Source organism: Methanobrevibacter sp., assembly GCF_045646045.1.
In the GTDB taxonomy this organism is placed as follows: Archaea; Methanobacteriota; Methanobacteria; order Methanobacteriales; family Methanobacteriaceae; genus Methanocatella.
Map to the genome: position 1 here is coordinate 1 of NZ_JAZRJY010000096.1, position 16,059 is coordinate 16,059.

The window sequence follows — 16,059 nt, forward strand, 5'->3', positions numbered from 1 at the left end:
ACAATAGTTGTATTTTTAATTGGATTTTGTTCATTTATTCCTATAATAATTGCTCTAGGGATGGGTGAATTTATAATTTCTTGGGGAATTGCCAGATATCGTAATAAAATTTTGGTTTTGTCTGTTTTGCAGGAAGAAACAAACTCTTTGAAAAAGACAAATATTTACTTTAAAAGCAATCTAATAAGGGAATATTCAAATTTCACATGTGATTTAAAAAATACATGAAATTATAATACAAATATTGATGCTAATATGAACATTAACAAAATATATTTTAATTTATTTTTTTTCTTTTTTTGATTGGCTTCCATATTTTTGTATGTTATTCTAAAATATCGAAAATATATTAATACCTATCACTTAACAAATTAGAGACAGAAATCCTAAAATATTACTTTAATTTTCAACTGGTGTGGAATTAATTTTAGAAACATCGAAATAATCTTGATGTTAAAAATACATAACGTATATTTCTTGTAGAATTATACGTATCTTTTTCTTTTCTCATTGAACTTTCTGCACGAAATTTTTGAATTGTTCTTTTAGAACGTTTCAAAGATCAAGCCAAAATCTCCAATCCGTTGAATATTCCTAACATCAAAAATGTTAGTACATTACATTTGCAATATCATCCAAAAATTATTTTTAAGAATTAATTGTTCTTATTTTTTAATTTCATGATGTAAGTGAGTACTTACATTCGAAAATATTTATATACTTTCTTGTTTAAAGTTATCAGTAGCGATGGGAATGTATTGTCCCGAAAAAATTGGAGGTAAAAATATGTTTATTTTCCCACCATATTAAAATTATCTGGATGTTAAATCTGTTAAAGTATTAACTCGTTTGAACCTCTACGGCTTGTAGAAGCTGGAAAGGTTCAAAATCTTATTTTATATTAATCAAAATATTCATCATGATGACTGAAAATACTTAATTTTTCAAATTAAAGAGGTTCATAATTTCAGGGCATCATTTGGACAGCTGTGAACACATTCAAGGCATAATATGCATTCTGTACCATTTTCTCTTTTTCTGGAATTGTTTAACATTTCAACATCCATCGGACATGCCCTTACGCATTTGCCGCAACTGATGCATTTATTTTCATTAACTTTAACTCTTAAAAGTGAAAAATAGCTTGAAATCTTTAAAAATACCGTAATCGGACAGACATATTTGCAGAATGCACGATTATCTTTAAGATAAAATGCCATAGCAATTCCAAGAATATAATAAATTACATTGCCTATAATAAACAGGAAAAATATTATTGAATCAAGATTGGCAACTTTAAAAACGAATAGTGAACATACACCGCATGATATTGCTGCAAATAATATGTATCTGACATACCCCCAGGGTTTCCTTTCGTTTTGAGGGGTTTTGTAAGGTAGCAAATCCAATATCATTGCTGTCCAGCAGGCATAGCCGCACCATCCACGGCCAAAGAGTAATGGCCCAAGAATTTTTGCAATTAGAAAATGAATAACAGCAGCTTCGAAAACACCTAAACACAAATAATACCAAAATCCGGACAGGGACAAGTTTTCATGACCTAAAATGCCAACGTAAAAAAACAGGTAACATCCAACTGCAAGCATAATCAGGTTTCTTGCATATCTGTTATTTTTAGCCATCATGAACAGTCCAACAGCTATTGCAGTTCCAATATATAAGAAATTGAATATGAAAAATGTGTTGGAAGTTGTAATATATACCAAAACAGCAATCACGATGAAAATTAACTCCATAATTATTGGTGCTTTAATGTTCATATATAACTATCTTTTAACCATAATAATTAAATTTAGTGAAAAACATTTTAAAGCCAAAAAGTAAACCATAATCCAAAGATATTTGCAAAGCATTTTCAAGTTTCGGAAATGTTATATAACAATTTAAATAAAAATCTATTAGTTAAGTAAATTGTGGTATTATATGAATTTCAAGAAAATATTCCTGTTCGTATCATTGATTGTTTGTCTGTCTGCCATGGCAATATGTGCAAGCGATGTAAGTGAGGCTGATTTCGATTCAGATTTTAATGAATCACATTTTCAATGCTGTTCATTTGCTATCCAGGAAAAAGATGAAACTGTTTTTGCTTTTAGACAAGATGCTGAATTAGGTGATGACGGGGTGGTTATACATAATGATGAATTGAATAATCAGGAAATTATTGTACAGGAGATAATGGATCCTGATTCCCATTTCATTCATGCAATAATTACTGAGGATGGATGGATTGCAAGTTATGGTGGGGATTCTTCAAATGACACTGAAACCCAGGATAGGGAAAATATTGCTTGTGAAATGCTTGCTTCTGAAGAGATTTCATCAGATTCCCTCGCCAAGATTCAAAAAATCTTCAACAAATACGGTTATGGCCATTTTTTCATCAAGGCTCCTAATGGAAAATATGCTGTGGTTTATAATGAAACTGTTTTGATGGGTAAGTTAAATCCTGGTGAATTTTTAGTTATTCCGAATGAGTATTACGGCTTTAAGGAAGGAAACTATGCTGATTATGGAACAGACCCTGTTGATGCTATTGTTAAAATCTGTTCTTATGAGGATTCAGGTACAAATAGGCGTAATCTTTATTCCTATGATTATAAGTTGCAGGATACTGATAATGGAAAAAGATATGGCGTAAATGTCTATGTGACTAATGACAACGGATATAATGTCGGTTTGAACACTTCAGAATTTGTTAACTATTTCTATTTCAATAATGATTTCTATCCTCCATCAGCAATTCCCGAAAATCCGGACAAGTTATATGTTGGAGATTACATTTTTGAAAATCAATCCAGGTATTCTGTCATTAATGATCGAATCTTTCAAAATCTTGTTGATTTTCTAAATTCGGATTAGTTTTAAAACACTCTGTCGAGTCTTGAATGTTTGTTTTCTTGATTTTGGCATTGTTTTTTAGAATGCATTTCGATTTTGTTACTTTTTTTTACATTATAGATTTCTTGTTGGATGAAGAAATTAAATGACCTGAATTATAATTGGGAATATGATTTCTTTTAAAGTTTCGGCCTGTGAATGCATCAGTAATTTATGAATTTTAAACAAAATAGCTATTTTTTTAAATAAATTACTGCATAATTAGGCATCTGAACATTATATGAAAAATTTATTATATGATGTTTCACATATGTTATATTGTGATGATTATGGATGTTTTAAAGATTATGATTGTCATGCTTGTTTTAACCATGTCTCTGGGGGCAGTATGTGCAGCAGACAATGTTAATGACGTGGTTATAAGTGATGACGGTCAAGATACTTTGCAAATCTCGCAAGATGAAAGTTATGCAGTCAGTGAACCTTCATTCTCTGACTTAGATGGGGAAATACAAAAAGCGGGTATGGTTTTGGAGTTAACCAAGGATTATACCTTCAATAATGCAACTGATGATGATATGGGAATTAATATAAGTAAAGATAATTTTGTAATTAATGGTGAAGGCCATACACTTGACGGAAATTTCCAGTCAAGAATATTGGTTATTTCAGGAAATAACGTTACCATTTCCAACGTTAATTTTATTAATGGATACAGGCCGGAAAAATCCGGTGGAGCAATATATGTAATGGGCTCACTTACTTTAAACAATGTAACATTCTACAACAACTATGCCAGAAGCGGTGGAGCAGTCTTTTTAAATGGAAAGATTACAATAAATGATGCACTATTCGCCCAAAACAAAGCAGAAGTTGGTGGAGCAGTCTCAACATTGGGAGAAACTACAATAATCAATTCAATTTTCAACGGCAACAAGGGAGAAAACGGTGGAGCACTGTTAATTCATGGTAAAACTACAGTAAATAATTCTGTATTCAACGCCAACATAGCTGAAGATGATGGGGGAGCAATTGCAATAGAGTATGCTGCTACAATAACCAATTCAACTTTCAACGCCAACCGAGCTAAAAATGGAGGAGCAATTTCAATAGAGAAGGCTACTACAATAATCAATTCAACATTCAATGCCAACCAGGCTAAAGATGATGGGGGAGCAATTTATACTGAATCAGAATCTATAATAAGCAATTCATTATTCAACAAAAATAACGCTTCAAAAGGTGGAGCACTTCTAGTAAAAGGAAATTCCAGTGTGTCCAATACAATATTTTCAAACAACAGGGCTGGTTATATTGGCGGTGCTGTAGTAATTTCTAATGAAACCTTAAAAACAACCAATGTTACTTTTTTAAATAATACTGCCAAGGATTTTGGTGGTGCTGTTTTAAATATAGCAAACTACGAAAGTAAAAATGATAAATTCATAAATAATCATGCAGATATAGGGGAGGTCATTTATTGTGAAAATAATATTGATTTTGTCCTATCCAATGGAACTTTTATAAGTGATGAAGAAGTAAACTGGGGTTTAATTTATATAACTGCCGAAGGTTGTGGAGTGATTGCAAATACTACTTTTTCAAATATCCAGTCAAACTATTCCACTGCAGTTTATTCTGATAACAGTACCCTAATTATTGATAATTGTGATTTTATAAACCTGAATGCAAATAAGACTGCTGGAGCAATAGCAGTTAAAGGTTTCAATAGTTTGGGAACAATTATAAGGGATTCCAGATTCACCGATGTCAGATCCGGAAAAAATGGTGGTGCAGTATTTATTGATGTCTGTGGTAATAACAGAAAAAGAAATGGAACAGCGTTGGTTCTCAATTGTCAGTTCACCAATTGTGCTTCTGAATTTGGTGGAGCTTACATGCAGCTTGGAGGTAATTTGGTCATGATGAACACAACATTTACTTCAAATAAAGCAGCATATGGCGGTGGAGCAGCCTATCTTTCATTTGTTAAAGCTATAATAACCAATTCTACTTTCAATTCAAATGTTGTTCCTGTATATGATGATTATAAAACATATGGTGGAGGATTATACGGTGATTTAATTACATTAACTATGTCTGATTCCATATTTACAAATAACTTTGCAGAAGTAGGTAATGGAATATATGTGCTGGATGCAAATTTTACTGTTACCCGTACCACATTTTTCAACAATTCAAATGCAATATACTCTGATTTTGATGCTTATTATGAATTAGAAAAAAATATGTATTATAATGACACATATTCACTGGACAATAAATTTTATACAACAGTAATTGCTCAAGACGGAATTGAATTTGAATCACTTAACAATACAATAAATGTTAATGCAACTCCATCCAGATTTGATTTACGTGAGTGGGGCTGGGTTTCTCCGGTCAGAAATCAGGGCAGGATGGGGTCCTGCTGGACATTCGGTCCTAACGCTGCATTAGAATCTGCATTATTAAAAGAAGCAGGATTGGCAACTGATCTTTCAGAAAATAACATGCAAAGCATGATGTTAAGATACTCCAAATACGGATATTCTCAGTATGTTGAAGGAGGATCTGGCTTATATGGAACATCATATTTATTAAGCTGGTTAGGAGCATTTCCAAATGATTATGATTCATACGATGAACTTGGAAAGATTTCACCAGCACTAATTGCAGATGAATATATTCACGTTCAAGACATTATGATTATTCCAAATAACGTTAGTGATGTTAAATCTGCAATTCTTACATGCGGTGCATTGGATGCAAACATTTATTCACAGAGTACATTTAATGAGGAATCTCCTTATTATTACCCGAAAACATATTCACAGTACTGTAATGAAACCGTAACTCCATCCCACGATATATCTATAGTTGGTTGGGATGACAATTTCTCCAAGGATAATTTCTACATAACACCTGAAGGTGATGGAGCATGGATTTGTAAAAACAGCTGGGGAACAGATTGGGGAGATAACGGTTACTTCTACGTTTCATACTATGATAAATCATTATGCACAGGTAATGTAACAGATTACAATTTTATAGCAATGGTACTGGCAAATAATGAAACATATGATAAAAACTATCAGCATGCCATTACATGGGATGGTGAATTTTATAATAAAAGCAGTATTTATGCCAATTTATTTATAGCTTCAGGCAATGACGCCCTTGCGGCTGTTGGAACATACTTTGAACGTGAAGGCATCAATTATACCATTCAAATTATTGTTAATGGTAACGTGGCATTAACTCAAAAAGGTGTATCTCCATTCTTCGGATTCCATACAATCCCATTGGATGAATATATACCTCTTACAGAAGGTGATGAATTCTTTGTAGTAATAGCTTCAAGTTCTGTTCCTTTCATTGAGGATAGTAGTACAAGAGTCCATAATTCCTACAATACGACCTTTGTTTATGAAAATAATCGGTGGATTGATTTTCTCTATAAGGAAAATGTTGCTTTTATAAAAGCATATACTAAGGATTTACCTATTTATACCCAGAACCTGGTTAAAATCTATAAAAACGATTCCATGTTTGAAGCAAATATTGCCGTTGCAAACGAAACCGTAACCTTTGAAATCAATGGTATGAATTACACCCGTATAAGTGATAAAAACGGAACCGCAAGAATAGCAATCAATCTTAATCCTGGCAATTACACAATCAAAACCACATTCAACGATACAACAGTTGAAAATAACATTACGGTATTGCCTACATTATTAGGTGATGACCTGGTCAAATACTTCAGAAACGCTTCACAGTTCTATATCTCATTAGTTGATACTGCAGGTAATCCGGTAGCCGGCAAAAACATTACCATGAATATCAACGGTGTTTTCTACAACCGTACAACTGATGAAAACGGAACTGCAAAGCTAAACATTAATTTGCTTCCTGGAGAATACATCCTGACAGCTACTGATCCGTTTACAGGTCTTATGATGTCATATAACATCACTGTATTGCCGACATTGATTGCTGAGGACTTGGAAATGAAATACAAAGACGGTTCAACATTCAATGCAATGGTCCTGGACGGTCAAGGCAAACCTCTGGCTGATGCTGATGTTACTTTCAACGTCAACGGAGTATTATATACCCGTACAAGTAATTCTGAAGGTATAGCCAAGTTAAACATTAACCTGATGGCCGGAAAATACATCATTACATCAATGTATGATGGAATGGCAATCGCAAATACAATTACAATCAAGGATTAATAAATTTAATCCTTTCTTTTTCTTTTTCACAATATAATGAATACTTTTTAATTTTTATCAAAAATCTTTTAATTTTGTACATAATATTTATTATTAAAAAATTATAAATATAATTATATAAGTTTTAATTTTGAAATATATGTGGGGGATAAAAATTAATAAAAATGCAATTCTTCTTGCTATAGCTGTACTGTGCATATTGCTTGTAGGTGTAATCATATCATTTAATGTTGTTTCATCTGGAGAAAACTTCAAAACGCTTCAAAATGAAATTAACAAAAATGAAAATAGTATGGACATAACGCAGGATTATAAATTTAGCAATTCAAGCGATTATGAATTGAATGATGGAATTTTAATAGACAAAAGCAATATTGTAATAAACGGTAATGGCCATAGCATTGACGGGGCTAATCAGTCCAGAATATTTAATATAACTGGAAAAAATGTTACAATCAAAAATTTCAATTTTGTTAACGGAAATTCGGACTCAAAAGACGGTGGAGCTATATTTAATGGTGATAATACTACATTAACAGTATCCAACTGTACTTTTAATGCAAATAATGCCCAATATGGAGCGGGCATTTTCACAGACGGTGAGTTAAACGTCACCAATTCAACTTTTATTAATTCAAATTCAAAATCCGGCTCAGCAATATGTGCCCAGGCAGATATGACAGTTAAAGATTCTACATTTAAAGATTTAACCGCCAGTGAAACGGGGGGAGCTATATTTACTTCAGCCATTACAAATGTCACAAATTGTCATTTCAGCAATAACCATGCGCCCTGGGGAAGTGGTATTTACTCAAATCTGTCTTTGGATGTCGATGATTCAACTTTCACAGATTCCGACGGAAGATACGCCCCAGGAATATATGCTCTCGGAAATGTGTCTGTTAAAGATTCTTCTTTTGAAAAGTTACATGCAAATGAAACTGCAGGAGCAATTGGACTAAGGGAATTGAACTATGGGGAAATAAATAACTGTACATTTATGAATACAGTCTCAAATAAAAATGGTGGTGCTATAGATATAGATGACTATCTTAATACATCATTAGGCGTATCCATTAAGAATTCAAAATTCCTTAATTCACGTGGAAATTTTGGTGGTGCACTACTCCAGTCCTGCGGTCGTTTAACGATAGAAAATTCCATTTTTGGCAACAATACTGCTAACTATGATGGGGGAGCAATTTATACATCTTTTGTAGATTTTAATTTGACCAATTGTACTTTTGAATCAAATAAACTTGAAAAACAGGATTCATTCAATGGCGGAGCACTTTACTGCGACAAGACTAATCTCACTTCAGTTTCCTCAACTTTCACAAACAATACCAAAAATGCAATATATGCATATGATTCTGATTTAAAAAGTTCCAAGGATGAATTTAAAAATAATCACGAAGCTATTCATGGTGTATTTAGTGGAAATTCCTTAACAAACAATACTTATATTAATGACACTTTAGTTTTAAACGATACCAATTATAACTCAATTGTATCAGGAAAATCTCCCGAACTCAATATTAACAATAAAAATTTGAATACTGATTCAATTCCTTCACGTTTTGATTTGCGTGATCATGGATGGGTTACTCCAGTTAGAACCCAAGGAGATGCAAATTCCTGCTGGGCCTTCGGAACAATGGGAGCACTGGAATCTGCAGTACTTAAGGCAACAGGAAAATCATATGACTTTTCCGAAAGCCATATGGTAAACACCATGCTGAAATACTCAAAATATGGAGTTTCAAAAGATGCTGATGATGGAGGAGTTTCAGATTGGGCTGTGGAATATCTTTTAAGTTGGTTTGGACCAGTTTCTGCAAATAAGGATTTCTATGATGAATTTGGTAGAATATCTCCAATATTTAATCCGAATGAAAATATACACATTCAGGATGTCATGTTCTTCCACCCTCGTCATAATTTAACAGATAATGACAATTATAAAAAAGCAATAATGGAATATGGTGCATTAGATGTTTCATATGTTAATTTTGATGGTGCACCCTATTACAATGATAAGACAGCAGCCCAATATCAGAATGTAACTCTAGATCAAAATCATGAGGTCACTATTGTCGGATGGGATGACAATTATTCAAAAGACAATTTTTTAATTACTCCTCCTGGAGATGGAGCATGGATAATTAAAAACAGCTGGGACACTAACTGGGGAAAAGACGGATACGGATATATTTCCTATTATGATGTAGGTATTTTTAATTACACCTATACAGTAGCTTTTATTATGAATAATACTGAAAATTATACGACAAATTACCAGACGGATTTATCAGGAAATTTAAACTTTGATAATTATAATAAGGATGTAAGCTATTCAAACACATATAAAAGCAATGAAAATGAGCTAATCAGCGCTGTTGGTACTTACTTTGGCAATGAAAGTGAAAACTATTCACTTGATGTCTATGTAAATGGACAGCTGAAACACACACAAAATGGAACTGCGCCATACTACGGATTCCATACAGTTAAATTAACTAAAGAAATTCCGGTTAAAAAGGGCGATACCTTCAAAGTAGAAATGAAAAAGAAAAGCATTCCTAAATTAAGTTTTTCAAGACAGCATTACTTGAAAAATACAACATTTGTAAACACTGGTGACGGATGGAAAGACATATCTCTGGAAAATAAAACAGTATCCTTAAAAGCATATACAAAAAATCAGCCATAGATTTTAGGTTAGAATATTGTTGAATTAATAACTGGATTTCGTGGCGAATTACAAAGAAGGATTAATTTACTTAATCCTTTTTTTATTAGTCCATTATTATAGTATATAGTATTTTTAACCACATGCATATTGAATCATCTTTTTTTCCAATTTATAAAGAGTTTTTTGTATTAATATAATTTTGTTCAGAAAATATAATTATAAATAATTTAATATGGATATTTAATTATAGTTTTTCTAAAATTATTTTTTTTGATATGATTTTTATATTGAAAAATTAATTTTTGCAGAAAATTATATTTATTTAAATGGAGGTAATAATATTAAGTTTAAAATGTGTATTTATACAATTTTATCTCTTCTTATAATATTTGTTTTAATCAGTTCTGTTAGCGCAGCTGATGTAAATACAGATGCTACAAATTTAACATCTTTAAGTGGTAATGATGAAATTGTAGGTATTCAAAATGAATTTGATGTATTAGGCATTGATACAAGTACATTTTCAGTGCTGAAAGATGAGATTGGTAATGGAGGAAATAAAACATTACAGCATGATTACTATACTTCTAATGGCGCTGTTTCTACTATCGACATTCAAATAGATAATAGTGTTATTGATGGTAACGGTGCGGTTATTGATATGGCAGGATCAAATATTCGGGTATTTAACGTATTTGCTTCTGGTGTAACAATTAAAAATCTAACAATTATAAATGCAAGTCATGATGGTGATGGAGCAGCATTTTATTTTACTAAAGCCGGGGGCACTATTGAAAATTGTAATTTTATTGATAACTCTGCTTCAGGTATGGGTGGTGTAGTTTACTTTAATCAGAGAGGTACTCTATCAAATTGTAATTTTACCGGTAACACTGCTGATTTTGGTGGTGCAGTTTACTTGAATAGTGATGGTTCTGATTATTTTGTGACAAATTGCAATTTCAATAATTGAAGGTAAAAATGTCACTATTAATATAAAATTCCCTGATGATGCCATTGGTGCTAATGTTACTGCTGTTGTTGGGGGTAAAAACTTCACCGCTCAGGTTGCAGATCCTGAAGTTACAATAACACTTCCTGCTTTGCCTGTGGGTAACTATACAATTCCTGTAATTTATTCCGGTAATTATAAGTATCTTCCACTTACTGAAGAGGTCATTATTATTGTAGAAAAGGATAAATCAGATATAATCTCCGCTCCTGATGTAACCAAGTACTTTGGCGGTCCTGAAAGATTTGTTGTAACTCTAACAGATTATGAGGGCAATCCTTTAGCAAATAAAACTGTTATTATAGGCATTCATGGTGTTTCATACACTAGAACTACTAATGCCAGTGGTAGCGCAAGTATTGCATTGGGATTAAACAGCGGATTATACAATGTAACAGTCACTGTTGATAATCGCACAGTAAATTCAGTTGTATGCATTTTAACAACAGTTAATGGTACTGACATTACTAAAGTTTTCAGAAATGGCACACAGTACTATGCTACTTTCCGTGACAGTGAAGGAAACTACCTCAAAGATGGTGAAACTGTCAGATTCAACATCAACGGTGTAATGTATGAGCGTAAAGTTTCCGGCGATAAAGGTTTGGCAAGATTAAATATTAATTTGAATGCTGGTAAATATGTAATCACTGCAATGAATCCGGTTACTGGTGACCGTACGGCTAATAACATTACTGTATTGTCCAGACTCATTGAAAATGCAGATCTTGTTAAATACTACAGAAATGCATCCCAATATACTGTTAAAGTTTTAGGTGATGACGGTAAAGCTGTCGGCGCCGGTGAAAATGTAACATTCAACATTAACGGCGTATTCTATACTCGTCAAACTGATGCAAACGGTATAGCTAAGTTAAACATAAACTTACAAGCTGGTGATTACATCATTACTGCTGAATACAAAGGATGTCTTGTATCAAATAACATCAAAGTATTGCCTGTATTGAATGCTAGTGACATTTCAATGAAATACCGTGACGGAACTCAATTCAAGGCAACTTTGGTTGACGGTCAGGGTAAGCCTTATGCAAATCAAAGTGTTCAGTTCAACATTAACGGTGTTTTATACAACAGACCAACCGGCAGTGATGGTATAGCCAAATTAAACATTAACCTAATGCCGGGGGAATATATTATAACATCAAGCTATAACGGTTCAAGCATTGGAAATAAAATAACTATTAAAGGTTGAGATTATTTCTACAATCGAGCCCCTGCCATTTTCAATTCAAAATAAGTTTGGACTATCCCGATCAATGGCAATGACAATTCTAATCATCCTAGGAGCTATATTTTCAATGATTTATGCAACATCTTTTGGTGCGAATCTGCTTGGATATGTGGATACTTTCATCAACCAGATTGCACTGCTTTTTGCAGTAATCGTTGAGTGCATTATATTTTGATGGGTATTCAAGGCAGAAAAGCTTATTGACTTTTTAAACTCCAGAAGCAAAACAATCAAGCTAGGAAAAGGTGGATTATAATTGTAAAATACATTCTTCCGATTTTTATTTCAGTCATCTGGATTGGAGGAGTCATTGAAGTTGTGACGACTTCAAACATTGATCAAGTCATTTTCACTATAGCAACGGCAATCATTGTTCTTGTGGCTACAGTAATATTGACAAAATTGCCTGCCAAAAATCCTGATTGGGACAAATCTGATGAAAGAGTTTAAATTTCATCTTCTTTTTTTTTAATTATCAGACTATTTGGTAACTTTTATGGATGATGAATGATTTGTTCGGGGTGTTATGTGGCCTGATAATTCTTTAGAATTCGAGGAAAGTTTAGTTCTTGAAGATTTTTCTGAATGGGGTTCAGATGCATCATATGTTGTAGGTGATATGTCCTTTGGTCCAGTATGATATCCCAGTAATCATTCATGGATTAAAACCTTGATAATATAATTTAATTTTGGGTTAATAATAACATTTCTTTTTTAAAAATGAAATCTAATATTCTTGAATTATTATTTTTGAAAATTATTAATTTTGCAAGCAAGTACCTGCTTACAGTAAAATATATTTAACATATTGGTAAAAATAAGAATAAAAAGTCTTTTATTTACTTTTTTAATATATTTTGGAGGTAAAAACATGAAAAAAATAATGCTTTTGGTAATGTTGATTTCATTTGCATTAATTGGTATAAGTTGTGTTTCAGCAGCGGATATGGATAATTCCGCAATGCCTGATGCTCAAACACATCCAATTTGTTGTTCTGATGCTTTTGACTGTCATAATTCAACAGATGTTATAGAAGATTCAAATACAAATGTTTTTAAGTATGATTATCAAACACCTGGTTCTTTTGATGAACTGCAAGCGGAAATAGACAATGCTGCTGACGGTTCTATTTTAATTTTAACAAAAGATTATGAGGGTGATAGATACTCATTTATTCAGCTGGATAAAAATTTAATAATAGATGGTCAAGGACACACTATTGACTGTTTAAATGAAGTGGGTTGCTCTGCATTTTATTCAAGCAAAGGAGATATTACAATAAAAAATCTTAGTATAATAAATGCCAATAATGATTATGGCGGTGCTATTTACATAACTGATAATGCAAAATATACAATTATTGATTGTATTTTTGAAAATAATTATGCTGAATATAAGGGTGGTGCAGTTTATTCTGAAAATTCAATAGATATTGAAAATTCCACATTCATATCTAACAGTGCAGATTACGCTGGAGCGGTTTATGTGGAAAGAGATCTAAACGCTGTAAATGTAGATTTCATACAAAATAGTGCTAATGACTATGGTGGTGCATTTTATTCAGGAAGAGATGCGGATATCAGTTTATGCCGATTTGAATCCAATCGTATTGCATCTAGTGATGGTTATGGTGGAGCTATTTATGTAGAGGGTAATGTAAGAATTTCCAATTCAACATTCAATAAAAATTATGCTAAAGCTAATGGTGGGGCAGTATATGCATTAGGCGTAACATTATTAGGCTCAAATTCCTTTGAAAATAATGCTGCAGGAAAACATGGTGGAGCGATATACGCCTACTTCTTTACGGACGATGTTAAATATGAAAAATTCATCAATAACAACGCTGAAAATGGATATGGTGGAGCAATACACATTTACTCCGAAAACGAAGTTGCCTTTTCTCAATGTATCTTTGTAAATAATCATTGCGGTCAAAGTGGCGGAGTAATTTATATGGATTCATCAAGATCACATTTAACTTTAGAAAATAATTTCTTCAACGGAAATTCTGCACAAAAGAAAGGACAGGCAGTATTTAACTATGGTTACTATGATTCAGTAGACAGTAACTGCTGGAGTGATAAAAACCCTTCAGCAGATAATGACATATTGACTGCAGCACATTTGTCCGGACCAAATGATTACATAAGTGATAGCAATCCGTTAGGAATGATTTTATCCAGAAGTAAATTCATATATGATGTAAATGAAATAACCCTTATAACAGCTTGTTTTATGAATAATAACGGAAGCATATTTGAGGGTGAACTTTTCGATTTAAGTAATCTTAATTTATATCATAATATACACACGGATTTCAGCAATGAAAAGATTGGCCCTTGTAATGTATCTGTAGATGTAACTATCAATTCCCAAGGAATACACATGATTTTTGCTGAATTTTATGGTTACAGCATATTCACATTATTATTTTCCATATTGAAGAATAATACAACTGATTTCATGATGATGTAATCAAAGGAAACATGTCATTTGATACAGTATGATTTCTATCATACTGTCTTTTTTTTTAACTGTAAATCCATCAGTGAATTTATTATCTAATGTCAAAATAAATATATTATAAAAACAAAATTAGTTATTGTGGGGTGATTTTATAAATCAAGATATTATATCTGAAGAAATAAAATTTAACAAACAAGCCGGTAAAGGTCAATATAGAGAAGTCCGCTATAAAGATGGCGGATTCAGACAGTATGATGTTGAAACCGGTGAGTTGATAGGCTCATCTTACAAATCAGATCAAAAAAATCTACCAAATATACAATGAGGTGAAAATGTGAATAAAAAAATAATCCTTGCATTATTAGTATTGGTTATTGCTACTTCAGTTGTTTATGCAGTTCAAGCAAGCCATATTGAAGTAACAAGTCCGGATAAGTTAAAAAATGGAGATTCCTTTAATTTAACTTTAACTGCAAAAGACAATACACCTATTGCTAATCAAATAGTTGATATTTATGTTACTGCTGAAAGTGGTGAAGTAAATCATATTAATTTCACTACCAACAATGATGGTAAATTAGGATTCGGTATTGCTGGTGTAAATCCTGGAAAATATACATTTAACTGTACTTTCAATGGTACTGCAGATTATGAAGGATGTAATTTTACTCAAAATTTAGTTGTTGAACCATAATTACCCTTCTTTTTTCTTTTTTTCGATTACTATGATTTTAAAAGAACTTTTAGATTATTTTAATATTGATGTTGACCTGCCAGAGTATCTATATGAAGAATCATTCAATGAGGTTTTTCTAAACGGTGTGCTCTCAAAGGTAGATAATACCTATAAAATAGTCATTGAAACCCGAAAAGATGTAATTCATACAATGATTATTAATCCTGAGGATGATTATCCAGTTGTTATCTCATCAATACTTCCGAACGGTAAAACCAATGGAATCAAGTTCGGTCAAAGCAGTAGCGATTTGATTTATATCTGATTTTTTGATTTTTCTATTTTTTCCATTTTTTCCAGAGGTATGTTGTATTTTTCAGATATTTCTTCAGGGGTGTCTTTTTCTAGAAGTTTTAATATCACGTTTCTTTCTCCTTTTTCAAATCCTTCTTTTTCTCCTTTTTCAAATCCTTTTTCTTCTCCTTTCTTTTCGGCTTGGTCTAGTCTATTTGCATATATTACGTTTGCTAGTTGTTCTTCAAATGGTCTTAATTCTAATTTGCTCATGGTTAGTTCTCCTTGATGGCATGGTGTTTAGTTTGGAAATGGTGAAGGTAATTTGGTGTGTTTAATTCTTTGATTTGATGTTAATCTATTTTTGAGTTCTGTATTTTTTGTATTTTTTCCAGAGGTATGTTATATTTTGCGGATATTTCTTCAGGGGTGTCTTTTTCTAGAAGTTTTAATATCACGTTTTCTTCTCCTTTTTCAAATCCTTCTTTTTCTCCTTTTTCAAATCCTTCTTTTTCTCCTTTTTCAAATCCTTTTTCTTCTCCTTTCTTTTCGGCTTG

Annotated in this window: 13 protein-coding genes and 1 pseudogene; 11 read left to right on the forward strand and 3 right to left on the reverse strand. The window is 32.2% G+C overall.

Features of this window, described 5'->3' with window-relative positions; translation table 11 throughout:
- Nucleotides 1–228 (forward strand): hypothetical protein (locus ACKI5C_RS06530; protein ID WP_407432369.1); only part of this gene is annotated, 228 nt, incomplete at its 5' end.
- A 731-nt stretch (nucleotides 229–959) separates the two neighbouring features.
- Here the strand turns inward: ACKI5C_RS06530 and ACKI5C_RS06535 are convergent.
- A complete protein-coding gene (locus tag ACKI5C_RS06535; protein WP_407432370.1) occupies nucleotides 960–1,781 on the reverse strand; it encodes a 4Fe-4S binding protein in 822 nt (273 codons plus the stop codon).
- Nucleotides 1,782–1,944: 163 nt separating this feature from the next.
- On the opposite strand from ACKI5C_RS06535, the gene ACKI5C_RS06540 reads away from it, so the two are divergent.
- The 10 genes from ACKI5C_RS06540 to ACKI5C_RS06585 all read left to right on the forward strand — a co-directional run bounded on the left by ACKI5C_RS06540 (nucleotide 1,945) and on the right by ACKI5C_RS06585 (nucleotide 15,533).
- Nucleotides 1,945–2,883, forward strand: coding sequence for a hypothetical protein (locus ACKI5C_RS06540; protein ID WP_407432371.1), 939 nt, complete (start codon nucleotides 1,945–1,947; stop codon nucleotides 2,881–2,883).
- Nucleotides 2,884–3,191: 308 nt separating this feature from the next.
- Nucleotides 3,192–7,103, forward strand: a complete 3,912-nt coding sequence (locus ACKI5C_RS06545; RefSeq protein ID WP_407432372.1) for a C1 family peptidase — start codon at nucleotides 3,192–3,194, stop codon at nucleotides 7,101–7,103.
- 139 nt (nucleotides 7,104–7,242) lie between these two features.
- On the forward strand, nucleotides 7,243–9,816 hold the full coding sequence (locus ACKI5C_RS06550; RefSeq protein ID WP_407432373.1) for a C1 family peptidase: 2,574 nt from the start codon (nucleotides 7,243–7,245) through the stop codon (nucleotides 9,814–9,816).
- 334 nt (nucleotides 9,817–10,150) lie between these two features.
- Nucleotides 10,151–10,771, forward strand: coding sequence for a hypothetical protein (locus ACKI5C_RS06555; protein ID WP_407432374.1), 621 nt, complete (start codon nucleotides 10,151–10,153; stop codon nucleotides 10,769–10,771).
- A gap of 136 nt (nucleotides 10,772–10,907) precedes the next feature.
- Nucleotides 10,908–12,023, forward strand: coding sequence for a hypothetical protein (locus tag ACKI5C_RS06560; protein ID WP_407432375.1), 1,116 nt, complete (start codon nucleotides 10,908–10,910; stop codon nucleotides 12,021–12,023).
- 70 nt (nucleotides 12,024–12,093) lie between these two features.
- Nucleotides 12,094–12,237 (forward strand): hypothetical protein, encoded by a 144-nt coding sequence (locus tag ACKI5C_RS06565; RefSeq protein ID WP_407432376.1) that lies wholly within the window; start codon nucleotides 12,094–12,096, stop codon nucleotides 12,235–12,237.
- A 143-nt stretch (nucleotides 12,238–12,380) separates the two neighbouring features.
- Nucleotides 12,381–12,512 carry a hypothetical protein gene (locus ACKI5C_RS06570; protein WP_407432377.1) on the forward strand — a complete coding sequence of 44 codons (132 nt, stop codon included), beginning with the start codon at nucleotides 12,381–12,383 and terminating at the stop codon, nucleotides 12,510–12,512.
- 421 nt (nucleotides 12,513–12,933) lie between these two features.
- Complete coding sequence (locus ACKI5C_RS06575) at nucleotides 12,934–14,541, forward strand: right-handed parallel beta-helix repeat-containing protein (protein ID WP_407432378.1); 1,608 nt, start codon at nucleotides 12,934–12,936, stop codon at nucleotides 14,539–14,541.
- Between the two features lie 325 nt (nucleotides 14,542–14,866).
- On the forward strand, nucleotides 14,867–15,226 hold the full coding sequence (locus tag ACKI5C_RS06580; protein WP_407432379.1) for an adhesin: 360 nt from the start codon (nucleotides 14,867–14,869) through the stop codon (nucleotides 15,224–15,226).
- 31 nt (nucleotides 15,227–15,257) lie between these two features.
- A complete protein-coding gene (locus ACKI5C_RS06585) occupies nucleotides 15,258–15,533 on the forward strand; it encodes a hypothetical protein (RefSeq protein ID WP_407432380.1) in 276 nt (91 codons plus the stop codon).
- On the opposite strand, the gene ACKI5C_RS06590 is transcribed toward ACKI5C_RS06585, so the two are convergent.
- Both ACKI5C_RS06590 and ACKI5C_RS06595 read right to left on the reverse strand, forming a co-directional pair.
- On the reverse strand, nucleotides 15,524–15,775 hold the full coding sequence (locus ACKI5C_RS06590) for a hypothetical protein (protein WP_407432381.1): 252 nt from the start codon (nucleotides 15,773–15,775) through the stop codon (nucleotides 15,524–15,526). The two genes, ACKI5C_RS06585 and ACKI5C_RS06590, sit on opposite strands and share 10 nt — an antisense overlap.
- A gap of 80 nt (nucleotides 15,776–15,855) precedes the next feature.
- Nucleotides 15,856–16,059 (reverse strand): annotated as a pseudogene (locus tag ACKI5C_RS06595) (hypothetical protein); the annotation flags it as partial.

Coding starts and splice junctions, on each gene's coding strand:
- ACKI5C_RS06535 (WP_407432370.1), bottom strand. CDS start 1,781: ATGAACATTAAAGCACCAATAATTATGGAGTTAATTTTCATCGTGATT.
- ACKI5C_RS06540 (WP_407432371.1), top strand. CDS start 1,945: ATGAATTTCAAGAAAATATTCCTGTTCGTATCATTGATTGTTTGTCTG.
- ACKI5C_RS06545 (WP_407432372.1), top strand. CDS start 3,192: ATGGATGTTTTAAAGATTATGATTGTCATGCTTGTTTTAACCATGTCT.
- ACKI5C_RS06550 (WP_407432373.1), top strand. CDS start 7,243: ATGTGGGGGATAAAAATTAATAAAAATGCAATTCTTCTTGCTATAGCT.
- ACKI5C_RS06555 (WP_407432374.1), top strand. CDS start 10,151: ATGTGTATTTATACAATTTTATCTCTTCTTATAATATTTGTTTTAATC.
- ACKI5C_RS06565 (WP_407432376.1), top strand. CDS start 12,094: ATGACAATTCTAATCATCCTAGGAGCTATATTTTCAATGATTTATGCA.
- ACKI5C_RS06575 (WP_407432378.1), top strand. CDS start 12,934: ATGAAAAAAATAATGCTTTTGGTAATGTTGATTTCATTTGCATTAATT.
- ACKI5C_RS06585 (WP_407432380.1), top strand. CDS start 15,258: ATGATTTTAAAAGAACTTTTAGATTATTTTAATATTGATGTTGACCTG.
- ACKI5C_RS06590 (WP_407432381.1), bottom strand. CDS start 15,775: ATGAGCAAATTAGAATTAAGACCATTTGAAGAACAACTAGCAAACGTA.